Raw genomic sequence first — 16,124 nt, forward strand, 5'->3', positions numbered from 1 at the left:
AGCTAGATTCCACCCGCGCTGCCCGGTAACCCCCTATCAATGATCCTTTGCTGAAGGTTGGGATCAGCCGCCCTGGGTGTAGACGGTCTTCCAGCGCGAGCACCAGCCGGTGGGGCGGGTGGAGTTGCCGCGACAGGTCCGGATCTTGATCTGCAGGACGTCGCCGACGTCCTTGCGGAACGTTCCGATTCCGGGGACGCAGTTGTAGTACGACGCCGTCCGCCAGCGGCCGTTCTTGGCGCTCATGGAGCGGATGCTGACCCAGGCGCAGCCCTTGCCGCGGGTGTCCTCAAGCTTGCCGTCCACGAGGAAGCCGAACTGGTGGACGGCGACGGTGCCCTTGGCCTCGGCCATGCCGTCGGTGGAGTAGAGCGGGCCCCAGCGCCAGATGGACGGGATGGCGCCCGCGGCCGAGGCGGTGGCCGCGGTGGGGGCGAGGGAGGCCGAGGCGGTGGCCGGGGTGGCGAGGGCGAGGGAGGCGGCGGCGGTCAGGCCGAGCAGGACACGAAGGCCGGTGGGCACGACGGAGCTCCTTGTAGACGTTTTCATGACATAGCAAGAAATATCCCGCCTCACTTGCAGACGGCTTGTAGGCACTGGATTCGGCAGGCCGTACCGAGTCTCGGTGTCGTGGACTCAGGGCATGTCGAGGTGGAGCGTGGCCGCGTTGTCAGCCGCCACCAGGCCCGCCAGCCGCCGCCGCGCGGTCACCACCACCAGGCAGCCGGGCGCCCCGGGCAGCAGCGGCCGGACCTGGGCCGAGGAGGCGGCGTCGTCCAGCAGGATGAGCACCCGCAGGCCGCGCAGCGCGCTGCGGAACAGCGCCGCCCGCTCCTCCTCGTCGTCGGGGATCCGCTCGTCGGGCACGCCGAGCGCGCGCAGGAACCGTTCCATCACCGCGTCTTGGGCGCCCAGGTCGGCGAAGAGCTGCCCGTCGGGGAAGCGATCGGCGGCCTGGTGCGCCCACCGCAGGGCCAGCGCGCTCTTCCCAGCCCCCGCACCGCCGCTGATGACGACCACGCCGGGGCTGGGCCGCTGCCGCAGCAGCCGTTCCAGCTCGTCGACGCGCACCGGTACGTCGGGCGGCGGCGGCAGTAGCGCGGGACCCGTCCCCGGCGTGCCCCTGAGGATCTCCTCGTGCAGGCCGCGCAGCTCGGTACCCGGCTCGGTGCCCAGCTCCGCGATGAGCGACTGCCGTCCCTCCGCGAAGACCTCCAGCGCCGCCGCCGTCCGGCCCGCCCGCCACAGCGCCCGCATGAGCTGCCCGCGCAGCCGCTCCCTGAGCGGGTACCTGGCCACCAGTGAGGTCAGCTCGACCACCGCCTCCCGGTGCCGGTCGAGTTCGAGCTCGGTGGCCGCCCACTCCTCGGCGATCACCGGAAACCGCTCCTCCCAGTACGTCACCGCGGGATGGGACATCCCGTCCAGCACCGGCCCCCGCCACAGGCCGAGCGCCTCGCGCAGCAGCGCCGACCGCTCCGGGGCGCCGGCCGCCCGCGCCGCGGCCAGCAGCCGTTCGGCTTCGAGCGTGTCGAGGACCACCGCCTCCTCGCGCACCTGGTAGCCGCCGGGCGCGGTGCCGATCGCGTCGTGGCCGAGCACCCTGCGCAGCCTGGCGATCCTGACCCGCACCTGCGCGTGCGCCGAGGCCGGCGGGTTGCCCTCCCAGACGAGGTCGGCCAGCCGGTCCAGGCTCACCACCTCCCCGGCCTGCAGCAGCAGCGCGGCGAGCAGCAGCCTGGGGCGCGGCCCGCCCACGTCCACGAGTCGTCCGCCGGAGCTCACCTCCAGCGGCCCGAGCACCCGCGCGTGGATCACAGTTGCCGCTGGATGATCTTGGGTGTGCGCGGTGCGGGGCTCAGCTCGATCTCGCGCGACTCCTCCTCGGTGATCAGCCCGAGCGCTCTCAGAACCTGGGCCGACCTGCGGTAGCACCAAGGGTCTCCGAGTGTACGGCCCAGCCCCCACTGATGCTCGGCCTCCCAATAGCTCCCCTCCAGCCCCCGCTCCCGGCCCAGGTACAGCGCCTCGCGGAACCGGGCGGCGGCCTCCTCCAGCCTCCCGGCCAGCCGCAGCGCCTCACCCAGGTTGCCCAGCGCCATGATCTCGGTGACCCTGGCGCCGGTCCTCCTGGCCACCTCAACCCCCTCCTCGTGCGCCGCGATCGCCTCGGCGTACCGGCCGCAGTGCTGGTGGGTCAGCCCCATGCCGGTGAGGCAGGCGCCCTCGTGCCGGGGGTGGCCGAGCGCCGCCCACATGGCCCGCGCCTGCCGCAGCGCGGCCAGCGACTCCTCGTAGCGATGCTGGGCGCGCAGCGCCGCCCCCTTGCCGTGCATCGCCCGCGCCACCCCGGTGTAGTGCCGGATCGGCAGCCAGGCCGCCAGTGCCCGGTTGAAGCAGGCCAGTGCCTCGGCCGGCTGGCCGAGAGCGTGGCGGGCCCAGCCGAGGTCGTTGTGGCCGAGCCCCAGATGGCGCGGGTCGCCGGTGTGCCGGGCCGCCTCCAGCGTGACCTCGGCCAGCGCGAGCTGGTCCCACCATCGGCCGCGCTGCTCCATCGGCGTGTTCAGGCAGGCCCCCAGGTACGCCCCGATCGCCGGGTCGTCGCTGGTGAGCGCCTGCCGCGCGGCGGAGACCAGGTTCTCCCGCTCCGCGTCCATCCAGGCCTGGACCTGGTCGAGCGAGGTCAGCGGCAGCCCCGGGTGGGACAGTTCTTCGGGGACGAAGTCGATCCGCCAGGCGATCCTGGGCTCCACCACCTCCGAGGCCTGCCGCGCGGTCGCCACATAGCAGTGCAGGGCCCGCTCGACGGCCCGCGCCCGATCCTGTGCGCTCTCCTCCTCGGCCGCGCGCTCCCCGGCGAACAGCCGCAGCAGGTCGTGCATGAGGTAGCGGTCCGGCTCCTGCCGCTCCAGCAGGTGGATGTCCAGGAGCTGGTCGAGTAGCGCGGCCGTGTGCCGCTCGGGCAGTCCGGCCACCGCGGCGGCGACCGGGACGCCGATGCTCGGCCAGTCGAGCAGCCCCAGCAGCCGGAACATCCGGGCCGCCGCGGCGTCGTCCCGGAGATCCGCGTAGCTGATCATGAAGCTGGAGCGCACGGCCTGGTCGTCGACGGACAGCTCGGCCAGCCGCCTCCGCTCGTCGGCGAGCCGGTCGGCGAGGGTCCTCAGGCTGAGCGCCGGGCGGGTGACCAGCCGCGCGCCGAGGATGGTGAGGGCGAGCGGCAGCCCGCCGCACAGCCGGAGCACGTCGGCGACCGCCTCGGGATCGCCCGCGAGGCGCACGGCCCCGGCGAAGCGGGCCAGCAGGGTGCGCGCCTCCTCCGGCTCCAGCGCGCCGAGCCGCCGCCGGCGCACGCCGTCCAGGCCGGGCAGCGCCCGTCGGCTGGTGATCAGGACGCCGCAGGTCGGGCTCTGCGGGAGCAGCGGCCTGAGCTGGTCGGGGCCGGCCGCGTTGTCCAGCACGATCAGCAGCCGCCTGCCGGAGGCCAGCGAACGGAAGGCGGCGATCGCCTCGTCCTGGTCGGAGGGGATCGCGGTGGAGGGCACGCCCATCGCGCGCAGGAAGCGGCCGAGCACCTCCACCGCCGGGACGGGGTGCATCTCGGAGGTGAAGCCGTGCAGGTTGACGTAGAGCTGCCCGTCGGGGAACAGGTCGGCCACGCGGTGCGCCACGTGGACGGCGAAGGCCGACTTGCCGATGCCCGCCGGGCCGGAGATGGCGACGGCGGTGCCGGGTTCGGCCAGCAGGCCGTACACGTCCTCGATCTGGGTGTGGCGGCCGGTGAACCTGGCCGCGTCGCCGGGGAGCTGGGCCGGGGTGAAGCCCACCGGGTTGCCGCTGATCAGCCGTTCCGCCCTGCGCAGCTCGGTGCCGGGTTCGATGCCGAGGTCGGTCGCGAGCCGTTTCCTGCCCTCGCGGTAGAGCTTCAGCGCCTCCCGGGGGGTGCCCGCCCGGTCCAAGGCGATCATGAGCTGGGCGCGCAGCCGCTCATGGTAGGGGTGCTCCTCGACCAGCGGGGCGAGCCGTTCGATCACCTTGTCGAGGTGGCCGGCCGCCAGTTCCAGTTCGGCCCATTCCTCGCTGGCCGTCAGCCGTAACTCGGCCAGGCGGCCCGTCTCGGGGCTGTCCCAGCCGTTCAGCACCTGGCCCCGCCACAGTCGCAGCGCCCTCTCGTAGCGGCCGGGGTCCCGCCGCAGGCGTCCGTCGGCGATGAGCCGCTCGGCCACGTGCGCGTCGATGCGCGCCGAGCGGGGATCGACGCGGTAGCCGCCGGGCGCCGTCCTGACCACCTCGTCGCCGCCGAGCGCCTTGCGTAACTGGGAGATCAGCACATGCACCTGGGTACGCGCCGACGCGGGCGGGACGTCCGGCCACAGCGTCTCGATCAGCCGGTCGGCGGAGACCGTCTGACCCGCCTCGGCCAGCAGCGCGGACAGGACGGCCCGCACCCGGGCGCCGCCGACGTCGGCCGGGCGGCCGTGGATCAGCACCCGGAGCGGCCCCAGGATCTGGAACTCAACCCCGCCGGACATGAGCCGTGGTCCCTAGCCGCCGCATAGCGAAGTTATATCGGCCTCTCGTACGGTCGTCACCGCGAGCGGCCGGCCAAAGGGGGAACAGGTGGACAGGCCCATCGTCATCGCGGGTGTCGTGCTGGTTCTGGTCGGCGGGGGCTGCTCCGGCCAGCATGAGACTCCTTCCCGTTGGCTGTCCGAGGAGGAAAGGCGCGTTCTCGGACAAGCCGAGTCGGTTCTCGTCAAGCGTTGCATGGAACGACGAGGATTGACGTACTCGAATCGCCCGCCGGTATACGCCGAGCGGTCACGGTCCTTCGGCTTCGTCGTGGACGACGTCGCCTGGGCGCGCTCCCACGGTTACGGGCGCGACCTGCCGGGCGGAGGGCAGGGCTGCGTGGAGAAGGCCCGGCGGGGGCTCTATCCCGACTACGCGACCTGGTCGAAGGTGTCCGCCGACCTCACGCCCCTGTACGCGGCCAAGGTCACCGCCGATCCCCGGTACCGGAACACGGTGCGGGAGTGGGCGGACTGCATGCGCGAGGAAGGGCTGCCCTACAGCTCTCCCGCCCGGATCAGGGCCGCGCTGCCCGCCCTCACCCGGGGCAAGGCCCCCGAACAGGCGCACGCCCTGGAGGTACGGCTGGCCACCGCCGAAGCGGGCTGCGCGGTCGGCACCACCCTCGCGGCCACGGTCAAGGCGCTCGACCTGCAGCACGGCGCCCCGGTGCGCAAGCTGTACGCCGCCCGCGTCGAGACCCGGAACCGGCTGGAACTGGCCGCCCTGCCCCGCGCCCGCGAACTCCTCACCCCGCCGCTTCAGGAGACCCGGTGAGCCCGGCGACGACCAGCCCGCTCTCGTAGGCGAAGACGACGAGCTGGGCCCGGTCACGGGCGCCCAGCTTGGTCATCGACCGGCTGACGTGGGTCTTGGCGGTCGCGTGGCTGATCGTCAGGTGCTCCGCGATCTCCTCGTTCGACATGCCCTTCGCGACCAGGGCGACGACCTGGCGTTCGCGGTCGGTCAGCCGCCGTAGCCCGGGGGTGGCGACCGGCCGGGGCGGGGTGGAGACGTACTCCTCGATCAGCCGCCGGGTCACCGACGGCGACAGCAGTGCCTCGCCGCGGGCCGCCACCCGCACCGACTGCAGCAGGTCGGCGGGCTCGATGTCCTTGAGCAGGAACCCGCTGGCCCCGGCGCGCAGCGCGGCGAAGACGTACTCGTCGAGGGCGTAGTTGGTGAGGATCACCACGCGGACGGCGTCGAGCTCGGCGGCGGCGCCGATCCTGCGGGTCGCCTGGATGCCGTCCAGCAGCGGCATCCGCACGTCCAGCAGCACCACGTCGGGCAGCAGCCGCCGGGCCAGCTCCACCGCCTCGACCCCGTTGCCCGCCTCCCCGACGACGCTGACATCCTCGGCCATCTCCAGCAGCGCCCGGAACCCCGCCCGGATCAACGGCTGGTCATCGGCCAGCAGCACCCGGATCACCCACGCACCCCCGCCAACGGCAACTCGGCCCGTACGGCGAAGCCGCCCCCCGCACGGGGGCCCGCCGTCAGGGAGCCGCCCACGGCGACCGCCCGCTCTCGCATGCCGATCAGTCCCATCCCCTGTTTCACCGGCCCGCTGTCGCCGTCGTTCTCCACCCGCAGCACGAGGGTCGTCGCCTGGTATTCGGCCGTCACCGAGATCGACGCCCGGCCCGCGTGCCGCAGCACGTTCGTGAACGCCTCCTGCGCGATGCGGTACGCCGCCCGGTCGACGTCCACCGCGAGCTCACCCGCCTGGCCGGTCACCTGGTAGGTCACCGGCAGCCCGGCCGCCTCCGCCCTGGCCATCAGCCGGGGCAGCCGGGCCAGCCCCGCCGCCACGTCGTCCTCGTCGGCCTGCCGCAGCACGCCCAGCGTGGTGCGCAGTTCGCGCATCGCCTCGTGCCCCGAGTCCTTGATCGCGGCCAGTGCCGAGCGGGCCTGCTCGGGTTTGGCGTCCATGAGCTGCATGGCCACCGAGACCTGCACGTTGATGACCGAGATGTTGTGGGTGAGCGTGTCGTGCAGTTCCTGCGCGATCCACAGCCGCTCCTCGCCGGCCCGGCGCAGGGCGGCCTCCTCGCGGGTGCGTTCGGCCTCGGCGGCCCGCTGCTCGACCTCGTGCAGGTAGGCGCGCCGGTTCTTCATCACCTCACCGGCGACCACCACCGCCACCAGCCAGCCGCTGATCATGGCGATGCCGCCGGGCGACGGATCGCGGGCGGACAGCGCGATGGGCACGCCGATGCCGACGGTCGCGGCGACCGTGAGCCCGATGGCCAGGCGCCGCCGCCCGAGGGAGGCCGCGGTGTAGACGGCGACCTCGGCGGGGGCGGCGGCGAAGATCCCCGGGTACCTGGCCGCGTAGTAGGTGACCCCGCACCCCACCGTGATCGCCCCGACCCAGACCGGCGCGCTCCGCCGGAACACCAGGGCCACCGACGACACCGTCAGCAACACTGTCCCCGGCACCGCGAGCTCCTGCTCCTCCAGGCCCGACGACGACAGCCCGCCGTAGCTGCCCGCCACGGCGAGCACCAGCACAAACCCCGCGATCAGCGCGTCCGTCTTCCGGGCTTCCACACCCGGCACCCTAGGCCACCGGCCGGCGGCGGCCGTCCCGCCGGGGGACGAGACCGGGCGTACATCCCCGGGCGTACGCCAGCGCGGTCCGGGCTCGGCGTACATCCGGGGAAGTAGCGCGAAAGGACCTCCCGAGGGTGACGATCTTCGAGGACCGGGCGGACAGCATGCCGGTATGAAGACCTCACCTGGCTGGATCGTCTGGTCGTTGCGGGGGACGGCCACCCTGCACCTCGCCGGTGTGCTCGGGCAGGCCGTGCTCGCCGGGCTGTTCGTCACCGGCGATGTGGACATGCTCGCCTGGCACCGCAACAACGGCGGGTTCACCCACGTCATGCTGTACCTGCAGCTCGTGGCGGCGATCCTGCTGTGGCGGCCGGGCCGGGGGCCGCTCTGGCCGGCCGTGGCGAGCGCGGCGCTGGTGGTGGCGGAGACGGTACAGATCGTGCTGGGGCAGGAGCGGGTCATCGCCCTGCACTTCCCGCTCGGGATGGCCGTCTTCGGCTGCTCCGCCGTGCTGACGGGTTGGTTCTGGGGTGGCAGGCGATGATCTCCCGGCGCGGGTTTCTCGGGGTGCTCGGAGGTGTCGGGCTGGCGGTCGCCGGGTGCGCGGAGACCGCCGGGCAAGGACTGACCAGCGCGTTGCGGCTGCCTGAGCCGTTCAGGGTGCCGCTGCCGGTGCCGAAGACCGCGCGCCCGGTACGGCCGGGCCACTACGAGGTCGTCCAGCGCGCCGCCAAGGTGGAGATCATCCCGGGCACCACGACCGAGGTGTGGGGGTACGGCGGCACCTTCCCAGGGCCCACCTTCGACCTGCGGCGCGGGAGCCGTACCACGATCAGGGTGCGTAATGAGTTGCCCGTGCCCACCTCGACCCACCTGCACGGCGGGGTGACCCCGCCGGAGTCCGACGGGTATCCGACCGACCTGGTCGTCGCCAGGGGCCGGGGGGCGGGGCCGCCGGTCGGCGGGCATGTCCACCAGGCGCGGTGGACCCTGCACGAGGAGGCGCGGGACTACGTCTACCCGCTGGACCAGCGGGCCGCCACGCTCTGGTACCACGATCACCGGATGGACTTCACCGCGCCGCAGGTGTGGCGCGGGCTGGCCGGGTTCGCGCTGGTCCGCGACGAGGAGGAGGACGCGCTCCCGCTGCCCCGGGGGGACCGGGAGGTGCCGCTGATGATCTGTGATCGGGCCTTCGAGGAGGACGGCTCCTTCCGCTACCCGTCGGTGGACCCGAGCCTGCGGGTGACGGCGGGCGTGGAGGAGGCGTACATGGAGGGCGTCGAAGGGGACGTGATCCTGGTGAACGGCGCGCCCTGGCCGGTCATGGAGGTGGACGCCGCCCGCTACCGGCTGCGGCTGCTGAACGCCTCCAACGCGCGCCGCTACCGGCTCGAACTGACCCCGGGCGGCCGGTTCACCCAGATCGGCAGCGACGCGGGGCTGCTGGCCGCGCCGGTGCCGCACCGGACGATCACGATCGCGCCCGGCGAGCGGTTCGACGTGGTGGTGGACTTCGCCGACTACCCGGTGGGCGCCGAGGTGACCCTGGTCAACACCTTCGGCACCGGCCCGGCCCGGAACGTGATGCGGTTCCGGGTGGCCCGCAGGGCGGCCGACGACAGCGCGATCCCCCGGCGACTGTCGCGGACGGTGCCCGCCGCCGCGAAGCCGGTGGCCACCCGTGTGTTCGACTTCCGCAGGACCGGCGCGGCGTGGACGATCAACGGGCGGTCGTACCGGCCCGGCGTCCCGCTGGCCAGGCCGCGCCTCGGCACCACCGAGGTGTGGCGCTTCACCAGCGACTTCCACCACCCGGTGCACGTGCACCTGGCCCACTTCCAGGTGCTCTCCCGCAACGGCAGGGCGCCCGCCGCGACCGACGCGGGCTGGAAGGACACCGTGGACGTACGGCCCTACGAGGTCGTGGAGGTGCTGGTCCGGTTCGAGGGGTACCGGGGGCTGTACATGATCCACTGCCACAACCTGGAACACGAGGACATGGCGATGATGGCCGACTTCGAGATCGTCTGACTCACCCCGGGTCCGGCGCCAGCGCCCGCCAGGGCACCGGGCTGGACAGGATCATGGTGCTGGACGGCTGGCCGTGCTGGGCCAGCCGGTCGATCAGCGCCTCGAACCCCGCCATCGAGGTGGTGGCGATCCGCAGCAGGCAGCAGGTGTCGCCGGTCACCCGCTCCACCCGCAGGATCTCCGGCCAGGCCAGCACGGACTCATCCCGCAGCACACACAGCGGGCCGTAACAGGACATCTTGATCATCGCGTGCACGGGACGGCCCGCCAGCGTCGGGTCGACCATGGCGTGGTACCCGGTGATCACCCCGGACTCCTCCAACCGGCGCACCCGCTCGGCCACCGCCGGAGCCGACAGGTGGACCCGGCGGGACAGCTCGCTGTAGGACAGCCGGGCGTCGGCCTGCAACTCGGCGAGCAGGGCCCAGTCCATCGCGTCCATCGTCACTCCCGGTGATTTCCAAGGCCGGATCGGCCCAATGCCTTCGGATCGTAAACCCGAAGCGGGGTAATGCCGTCGGATGCTCATTCGGCGAAAGGCCAGATCAGGCGACGATGAGGGTGAATCGCCCAAGGAGGAACAATGGTTACACACGCCATGGAGCAGGCCGAGGTCGCGGGTGGGCAGCTCGCCACCCCGTACGACGAGTACGTCGGCACGGCCGTCCTGCACGGCCTCCTGCGCCCGCTCACCGACGCCCCCGAGGAGCCCGCGTTCCTGGTGACCACCCAGGTCATGGAGCTCTACTTCGGGCTGCTGTGCACCGAGTGGCGGCTGGCGCAGCGGCAGCTCGACGCCGGTGACGCCGCCGCCGCGACCACCACGCTGCGGCGCAGCGCCTGGCACTTCGAGGCGCTGAACGCCGCCTGGGCCTCGCTCAGCCGGCTCACGCCCGGCCAGTTCAACCGGTTCCGGGAGGCGCTGGGGGAGGCGTCCGGGTTCCAGTCGGCGATGTACCGGCATGTGGAGTTCCTGCTGGGCACCAAGAGCACCGTGCTGCTGCGGCCCTACCGGCGCACCCCCGAGGTCTACGCCGAACTGGAGGCCGCCCTGCACGCGCCCAGCCTGTACGACTCGGTGGTGTCACTGCTGGCCAGGCGCGGCTTCGACGTGCCCGACGGGGTGCGCGCCGAAGGCGCCGAGCCCGACCCGCGCGTCGAGGCCGCCTGGCTGGAGGTGTACCAGGGCGACGACGACGGGCTGCGCGAGCTCGCCGAGTCCCTGGTCGACCTGGCCACCCAGTTCTCCGACTGGCGCTACCGGCACGTGCTGGCCGTGCGCAGGTCGATGGGCGCCAAGCCGGGATCGGGCGGCTCCAGCGGGCTGCGCTTCCTGGAGCAGAGCATGCGCCGCGAGATCTTCCCCGAGATGTGGGCCGCCCGTACCGCGATGTAGGACCTCACCCGCCGCGCGGCAGCGTGGCGGTCACGACCAGGCCGCCCCCCTCACGCGGCCTGGCCGTCACATCACCCCCGTGCGCCCGCGCCACCGATCGCACGATGGACAACCCCAGCCCCGCGCTCTTGCCCGTGACCAGCCGCTCGCCCCCAAGCCGCCGGAACGGCTTGAACAACACCGGAATGTCGTACGGCGGGACCGCGGGCCCGGTGTTGCTCACCTCCACCTCCACCCACTCCCCGGGCGCGGCCCGGCTCACCACCCGCACCCACCCGTCCGCCGTGTTGTGCCTGATCCCGTTCTCCACCAGGTTGTGCACCAGCCGTTCGAGCAGCAGCGCGTCCCCGCCGGCCGGTGCGGGCCCGGCCGACTCGTGCACGGTGACCTTCGCCGTCGCCGCCTCCCCGGCCGTCTGCGCCACCACATGGGACACCACGTCGGCCAGGTCCACCGGCGACCGCTCGGCGATCTCGTGCTCGGCGCGGGCCAGCAGCAACAGCCCCGAGATGAGCCGCTCGTGCCTGACGTTGATCTCCAGCAGGCTCTCGCCGAGCCGCTTGACGTCCGCCGAGGCCGACTTGCGGTGCATGGCCAGCTCGACCAGCGCCCGGTTCAGCGTCAGCGGCGTGCGCAGCTCGTGCGAGGCGTTGGCGACGAACCTGCGCTGCCCGTCGAAGGAGCGGTCGAGGCGCTCGACCATGGTGTCGAAGGTGTCGGCGAGCTCCTTCACCTCGTCCGGTGGGCCCTGCAGGGCGATCCGCTCGTTCAGGCCGTGCTCGGCGACCTGGGCGGCGGCGATCCGCCGCGCCGTCTCGGTCACCAGTTGCAGCGGGGCCAGCACCCGCCCCCGCCACCACCCAGCCGAGCCCCGCCGCCGCGCCGCCGACCAGGACCAGCGCGATCAGCCCCTGGGTGAGCAGCGAGGTGCTCGCGGCGCTGCGCAGCTCCTCCTCCTGCATCCGCAGCCACTCCACCGCCGCCTCGCCGGAGAGCATGACGCCGTTGTGGATGAAGGCCAACTGCTTGCGCGGACCGCCGCCTCCCTCGTACCGGTCGGTGAAGGTCTGGTTGAGTTGCTGGTTGAACAGCAGGTAGGTGACGCCGAGCAGGGCCAGGCCGGCGACCAGGAACAGCGTGCCGTACATGAGGGTGAGCCGGGCGCGCAGGCTGGGGCGGCGGTTCACGGGATCTGGTATCCGATGCCCGGCAGCGTCACCACGATCGGCGGGTCGCCGAGCTTGCGGCGCAGTTTGAGTATGGTGAGGCGGACCACGCCGGTGAACGGGTCGGCGTGCTCATCCCACGCCTTCTCCAGCAGTCGCTCGGCGGAGACCACCGCGCCGTCGGCGCGCAGCAGCTCGGCCAGCACCGCGAACTCCTTCTTCGACAGCGGCACGTACCGCCCGTCCCTGAACACCTCCCGGCGGGCCGGGTCGAGGGTGATCCCGGCCCGGCGCAGCACCGGCGGCGCGGCCGGACGCGAGCGCCGCCCCAGCGCGTGGACCCGGGCGGCCAACTCCGCGAAGGCGAACGGCTTGGCCAGGTAGTCGTCGGCGCCCAGGGACAGCCCGGTCACCCGGTCGCCGATCTCCACGGCGGCGGTGAGCATCAGCACCCGGGCCGTCGACTCCGACGCGACCAGCTCCCGGCAGACGTCGTCGCCGTGCACGAGCGGCAGGTCCCGGTCGAGGACGACCACGTCGTAGTCGTTGACCGCGATCCGCTCCAGCGCCGCCTCCCCGTCGTGCGCGGTGTCGACCGCGTGCGTCTCCTCGCGCAGCCACTCGGCTATCGCGTCGGCCAGCATGCGCTCGTCCTCCACCACCAGCACGCGCATCGCGTCCCCCTTCGTCGGGTACGGGCCGATGCTGGCGTGCCGGGTGTTTGCTCGGCGTTAGCGCCGACGGAAACGCCGCGGAAACGCCCGACCCAATGTCATCTCCTCCGAAGGCACCCACGAGGAGGAGAAGGACCCATGCGACGAATCGGCGTACTGGCGGTACTCGCCCTGGCCCTGGCCGGATGCGGCGGCGGTGACGGCGGCGGCACCGACGTGGCCTCCGCGGACGGCGGCGGCAAGGCGGCCGCCACGGCCTCGCCCAGCGTGGACCCGCAGCGCGGGCTCAAGTTCGCCCAGTGCATGCGGGAGAACGGCATCGACATGCCGGACCCCGAGCCCGGCAAGCCGGTCACGCTCAAACTCGACAAGGGCATCAGCGAGGAGGCGATGAACAAGGCCCAGCAGGCCTGCAAGGAGTACGCGCCGCAGGGCGGAACGGGGCCGAAGCCGGGCAGCAAGCAGCTCGAAGGCATGCGCAAGGTCGCGCAGTGCATGCGGGAGAACGGCGTGCCCGAGTACCCGGACCCCGACGGCGGCCTGGTCCGCATCAAGCCGGAGGTCGGCGAGGACCCCGACTTCAAGGACGCGCAGGCGAAGTGCACCAAGGAGTTCATGCCAGAGGCGGGCCAGGGGGGCTCCTGATGGGCTTGGACATGGAGGTGGCTCCAGCGGGCTCGCGGCCTCACCGAGGCCGCGGCAGGAAGATCGCGGGCCTGGTCGTCGCAGCCGTCGCCGTGGGCGCGCTCGTCGCGGCCGTGAACGGTGTGGACGGGCTGAGCGGGCTGAGCGGGCTGAGCGGGCTGGGGGGCGGCGGCCGTACCGGCGCGACGGCCGGTGTGCTTCCGCCGGCCACCACCCAGGTGACCCGGCAGACGCTGCGCGAGACGCGCGACGCCGACGGGGTGCTCGGCTACGGGCCGGCGACCAGCGCGGTGAGCAGGCGGCCCGGCACCGTCACCTGGCTTCCCGACAGCGGCGCCCAGATCACCCGCGGCAGAGCGCTGTACAAGGTCGACAACGATCCGGTGGTGCTGATGTACGGCTCCACCCCCGCCTACCGCGACCTGCGGATCGGCACCTCGGGCCGGGACGTCGAGAACCTGGAGCGCAACCTGCGCGCCCTGGGCTACACCGGCTTCACCCTGGACGACGAGTACACCGAGGCCACGGCCGACGCGGTCCTCCGCTGGCAGGACGACCGAGGGCTGCCGGAGACCGGCGTCGTCGAGCTCGGCCGGGTCGTGTTCGCCCCGGGCAGGGTCCGGGTGGACAGCCTGACGGCCGAGTCCGGCCAGCCCACCGCCCCGGGCCAGAAGGTCCTCGGCTACACGGGCACCACCAAGGTGGTCACCGTACGGCTGGCGGCCGACGACCAGCGGATGGCCAAGCGGGGTGCCAAGGTGTCGGTCACCCTGCCGGACGGCACAAGCGTGTCCGGCAAGGTCACCGAGGTCGCGACCGTCATCGAGCCGGGGGAGGGCCAGAACGCGAGCCCGGAGACCAAGCTGGAGGCGCTCGTCTCGCTCGGCAGGCAGAAGGCCGCCGCCGGTCTCGACCAGGCCGCGGTGGACGTCACCTTCACCGCCTCCAGGCGGAAGGACGTGCTGACCGTGCCGGTCGCGGCGCTGGTGGCGCTGCGGGAGGGCGGATTCGGCGTCGAGGTCGTCGAAGGGAACGCCTCCCGGTACGTCGCGGTGGAGACCGGCCTGTTCGCCGGCGGCCGGGTGGAGATCTCCGGGTACGGCCTCGCCGAGGGCACCAGCGTCGGGACCCCGGCATGATCTCGCTGTCCGGTGTGACCCGGGTCTACCCGGGTGGGGTCACGGCGCTGGCCGAAGTGTCCCTGGAGATCGAGCGGGGCGAGCTGGTCGCCATCGTCGGGCCGTCGGGCTCGGGCAAGTCCACGATGCTCAACGTCGTCGGCACGCTCGACCGCCCCTCCTCCGGCCGGGTGCGCATCGACGGGCACGACGTGTCGGAGCTGTCGGACAGCCAGTTGTCCGCGCTGCGGGCGGGCGTGATCGGCTTCGTCTTCCAGCACTTCCATCTCGCCGCCCGGATCGCGGCCCTGGACAACGTGGCCGACGGCCTGCTGTACACCGGCCTGCGCCGGTCCGAGCGGCGGCGCAGGGCGGAGGCCGCGCTGGCACGGGTCGGGCTCGGCCACCGCCTCGACCACGAGCCGCACGAACTGTCCGGCGGCGAGCGGCAGCGGGTCGCCATCGCCCGCGCCGTGGCCGGCGACCCGCCGCTGCTGCTGGCCGACGAGCCGACCGGGGCGCTGGACTCCGTCTCCGGAGAAGGGGTGATGGGGCTGCTGCGCGACCTGAACGCGGCGGGCACCACGATCGTGATCATCACGCACGACCGGGAGATCGCCGAGAGCCTGCCCCGGCAGGTGCGCATGCGCGACGGCCGGATCGTCGCCGACTCGGCGGGCCTGGTGAGGACCTGATGGCCGTTCTCGACCGGCCGAAGCCGGTTCCGGCCCGGATGAGTCCGCGTGACGTCATGCGGGTCGGCGCGGTCGGCCTGCGCACCCGCCCGCTGCGGGCGTTCCTGTCCGCGCTCGGCATCGCGATCGGCATCGCCGCGATGATCGGCGTGGTCGGCATCTCGTCCTCGTCGGGGGCGGAACTCGACCGCACGCTGTCCGCGCTGGGCACCAACCTGCTCACCGTCTCCTCCGGCCAGACGCTCATGGGCGAGGAGGCCAAGATGCCGGTGAAGGCCGAGGCGATGATCGAACGCATCGGCCCGGTCGAGTCGGTCTCCGCGCTCGGCCGCGTCCCCGACGCCAAGGTCTACCGTTCCGAGGAGGTTCCCCAGGCGCAGACCGGCGGGATCAGCACCTACGCCGCCCGCGTCGACCTGCCGGCCACGATCGGCGCGTCCCTCCGCAGCGGCACCTGGCTCAACCCGGCCACCGAGCGCTACCCGGCCGTGGTGCTCGGGGCGAGCGCGGCCGAGCGCCTCGGAGTGGGCAAGGCCGGGCCGGACACCCAGGTCGTCGTCGGCGGGGTGCGGTTCACCGTGATCGGCATCCTGAACCCGGCGCCGCTGGCCGCCGAGGTGGACAGCGCCGCCCTGGTCGGCTGGCCGGTCGCGGAGGCGAAGCTGGACTTCGACGGCCATCCGACCACGCTCTACACCCGCGCGGAGGAGGCGCGGCTGGAGTCCGTTCGTGCGGTGCTGGCCGGCACCGCCAACCCGGAGGCGCCCAACGAGGTCGACGTCTCCCGCCCGTCCGACGCGCTCGCCGCCAAGCAGGCCACCAGCCAGGCGTTCGCCGGGCTGCTGCTCGGCGTCGGCGCGGTCGCGCTGATCGTCGGCGGGGTCGGGGTGGCCAACACCATGGTCATCTCGGTGCTGGAACGGCGGCCGGAGATCGGCCTGCGCCGCTCGCTCGGCGCCACCCGCGGCCAGATCCGCACGCAGTTCCTGGCGGAGTCGCTGCTGCTGTCCGCCCTCGGCGGGGCGGGCGGGGTGGTGCTGGGCGCGGGGGTGACCGTGGCGTACGCGGTGTACCGGGGCTGGCCCGCGGTGGTGCCCGGGTGGGCGACGGCCGGCGGTCTCGCCGCGACCCTCGCCATCGGCGCCCTGGCCGGCCTCTACCCGGCCGTCCGCGCCTCCCGTCTCTCCCCGACGGAGGCGCTGGCCACGCCGTGAGTACGGTCGAGGCGGAGGAGGGGGCGGCGGGTGGGCCGCCCCCTCGAC

At 73.2% G+C, this 16,124-nt stretch carries 16 protein-coding genes; 8 read left to right on the forward strand and 8 right to left on the reverse strand.

The annotated features are described in order from the left end of the window. Positions 1-63: 63 nt before the first annotated feature. The 3 genes from ABZ911_RS15410 to ABZ911_RS15420 all read right to left on the reverse strand — a co-directional run bounded on the left by ABZ911_RS15410 (position 64) and on the right by ABZ911_RS15420 (position 4,532). Complete coding sequence (locus tag ABZ911_RS15410; protein ID WP_358055479.1) at positions 64-522, reverse strand: hypothetical protein; 459 nt, start codon at positions 520-522, stop codon at positions 64-66. A 114-nt stretch (positions 523-636) separates the two neighbouring features. Beyond that, positions 637-1,818, reverse strand: a complete 1,182-nt coding sequence (locus tag ABZ911_RS15415; RefSeq protein WP_358055481.1) for a BTAD domain-containing putative transcriptional regulator — start codon at positions 1,816-1,818, stop codon at positions 637-639. Beyond that, complete coding sequence (locus tag ABZ911_RS15420; RefSeq protein WP_358055483.1) at positions 1,815-4,532, reverse strand: BTAD domain-containing putative transcriptional regulator; 2,718 nt, start codon at positions 4,530-4,532, stop codon at positions 1,815-1,817. The genes ABZ911_RS15415 and ABZ911_RS15420 overlap by 4 nt, the downstream gene beginning before the upstream one ends. Before the next feature lie 250 nt (positions 4,533-4,782). On the opposite strand from ABZ911_RS15420, the gene ABZ911_RS15425 reads away from it, so the two are divergent. After that, entirely contained in the window at positions 4,783-5,349 is a 567-nt protein-coding gene (locus ABZ911_RS15425) for a hypothetical protein (RefSeq protein ID WP_358055485.1), read from the forward strand. Here ABZ911_RS15425 and ABZ911_RS15430 read toward each other — a convergent pair. Both ABZ911_RS15430 and ABZ911_RS15435 read right to left on the reverse strand, forming a co-directional pair. Beyond that, positions 5,321-6,004 carry a response regulator transcription factor gene (locus tag ABZ911_RS15430; protein WP_358055488.1) on the reverse strand — a complete coding sequence of 228 codons (684 nt, stop codon included), beginning with the start codon at positions 6,002-6,004 and terminating at the stop codon, positions 5,321-5,323. The genes ABZ911_RS15425 and ABZ911_RS15430 overlap by 29 nt on opposite strands. Continuing rightward, complete coding sequence (locus ABZ911_RS15435) at positions 6,001-7,128, reverse strand: histidine kinase (protein ID WP_358055490.1); 1,128 nt, start codon at positions 7,126-7,128, stop codon at positions 6,001-6,003. The genes ABZ911_RS15430 and ABZ911_RS15435 overlap by 4 nt, the downstream gene beginning before the upstream one ends. 175 nt (positions 7,129-7,303) lie before the next feature. Between ABZ911_RS15435 and ABZ911_RS15440 the strand changes: the two genes are divergently transcribed. Next, entirely contained in the window at positions 7,304-7,678 is a 375-nt protein-coding gene (locus ABZ911_RS15440; RefSeq protein ID WP_358055492.1) for a hypothetical protein, read from the forward strand. Then, a complete protein-coding gene (locus ABZ911_RS15445; protein WP_358055494.1) occupies positions 7,675-9,168 on the forward strand; it encodes a multicopper oxidase domain-containing protein in 1,494 nt (497 codons plus the stop codon). The genes ABZ911_RS15440 and ABZ911_RS15445 overlap by 4 nt, the downstream gene beginning before the upstream one ends. Before the next feature lies 1 nt (position 9,169). Here ABZ911_RS15445 and ABZ911_RS15450 read toward each other — a convergent pair whose 3' ends face one another. Continuing rightward, positions 9,170-9,610, reverse strand: a complete 441-nt coding sequence (locus ABZ911_RS15450) for an Lrp/AsnC family transcriptional regulator (protein ID WP_358055496.1) — start codon at positions 9,608-9,610, stop codon at positions 9,170-9,172. Positions 9,611-9,751: 141 nt separating this feature from the next. On the opposite strand from ABZ911_RS15450, the gene ABZ911_RS15455 reads away from it, so the two are divergent. After that, positions 9,752-10,564 carry a tryptophan 2,3-dioxygenase family protein gene (locus tag ABZ911_RS15455; protein ID WP_358055499.1) on the forward strand — a complete coding sequence of 271 codons (813 nt, stop codon included), beginning with the start codon at positions 9,752-9,754 and terminating at the stop codon, positions 10,562-10,564. Between the two features lie 4 nt (positions 10,565-10,568). On the opposite strand, the gene ABZ911_RS15460 is transcribed toward ABZ911_RS15455, so the two are convergent. Then, positions 10,569-11,408: a HAMP domain-containing sensor histidine kinase gene (locus tag ABZ911_RS15460; RefSeq protein ID WP_358055501.1), complete on the reverse strand. Its 840-nt coding sequence runs from the start codon at positions 11,406-11,408 to the stop codon at positions 10,569-10,571. A gap of 339 nt (positions 11,409-11,747) precedes the next feature. Beyond that, on the reverse strand, positions 11,748-12,404 hold the full coding sequence (locus ABZ911_RS15465; RefSeq protein WP_358055503.1) for a response regulator transcription factor: 657 nt from the start codon (positions 12,402-12,404) through the stop codon (positions 11,748-11,750). A gap of 138 nt (positions 12,405-12,542) precedes the next feature. Here ABZ911_RS15465 and ABZ911_RS15470 point away from each other — a divergent pair, with 138 nt between their 5' ends. The 4 genes from ABZ911_RS15470 to ABZ911_RS15485 are packed head-to-tail and all read left to right on the forward strand — an operon-like array spanning position 12,543 to position 16,076. Continuing rightward, positions 12,543-13,049, forward strand: a complete 507-nt coding sequence (locus ABZ911_RS15470; protein WP_358055505.1) for a hypothetical protein — start codon at positions 12,543-12,545, stop codon at positions 13,047-13,049. Beyond that, positions 13,049-14,188, forward strand: coding sequence for a peptidoglycan-binding protein (locus ABZ911_RS15475; RefSeq protein WP_358055507.1), 1,140 nt, complete (start codon positions 13,049-13,051; stop codon positions 14,186-14,188). Before ABZ911_RS15470 ends, ABZ911_RS15475 begins: the two co-directional genes overlap by 1 nt. After that, positions 14,185-14,862: an ABC transporter ATP-binding protein gene (locus ABZ911_RS15480; RefSeq protein ID WP_358055509.1), complete on the forward strand. Its 678-nt coding sequence runs from the start codon at positions 14,185-14,187 to the stop codon at positions 14,860-14,862. Before ABZ911_RS15475 ends, ABZ911_RS15480 begins: the two co-directional genes overlap by 4 nt. Then, complete coding sequence (locus tag ABZ911_RS15485; RefSeq protein WP_358055512.1) at positions 14,862-16,076, forward strand: ABC transporter permease; 1,215 nt, start codon at positions 14,862-14,864, stop codon at positions 16,074-16,076. Before ABZ911_RS15480 ends, ABZ911_RS15485 begins: the two co-directional genes overlap by 1 nt. Positions 16,077-16,124: the final 48 nt, after the last annotated feature.

Origin of the sequence: Nonomuraea sp. NPDC046570 (genome assembly GCF_040645915.1) — a bacterium.
Taxonomy (GTDB): Bacteria; Actinomycetota; Actinomycetes; order Streptosporangiales; family Streptosporangiaceae; genus Nonomuraea.

Coding starts and splice junctions, on each gene's coding strand:
- ABZ911_RS15480 (WP_358055509.1), top strand. CDS start 14,185: ATGATCTCGCTGTCCGGTGTGACCCGGGTCTACCCGGGTGGGGTCACG.
- ABZ911_RS15440 (WP_358055492.1), top strand. CDS start 7,304: ATGAAGACCTCACCTGGCTGGATCGTCTGGTCGTTGCGGGGGACGGCC.
- ABZ911_RS15470 (WP_358055505.1), top strand. CDS start 12,543: ATGCGACGAATCGGCGTACTGGCGGTACTCGCCCTGGCCCTGGCCGGA.
- ABZ911_RS15445 (WP_358055494.1), top strand. CDS start 7,675: ATGATCTCCCGGCGCGGGTTTCTCGGGGTGCTCGGAGGTGTCGGGCTG.
- ABZ911_RS15455 (WP_358055499.1), top strand. CDS start 9,752: ATGGTTACACACGCCATGGAGCAGGCCGAGGTCGCGGGTGGGCAGCTC.
- ABZ911_RS15450 (WP_358055496.1), bottom strand. CDS start 9,610: ATGGACGCGATGGACTGGGCCCTGCTCGCCGAGTTGCAGGCCGACGCC.
- ABZ911_RS15420 (WP_358055483.1), bottom strand. CDS start 4,532: ATGTCCGGCGGGGTTGAGTTCCAGATCCTGGGGCCGCTCCGGGTGCTG.
- ABZ911_RS15475 (WP_358055507.1), top strand. CDS start 13,049: ATGGGCTTGGACATGGAGGTGGCTCCAGCGGGCTCGCGGCCTCACCGA.
- ABZ911_RS15485 (WP_358055512.1), top strand. CDS start 14,862: ATGGCCGTTCTCGACCGGCCGAAGCCGGTTCCGGCCCGGATGAGTCCG.
- ABZ911_RS15465 (WP_358055503.1), bottom strand. CDS start 12,404: ATGCGCGTGCTGGTGGTGGAGGACGAGCGCATGCTGGCCGACGCGATA.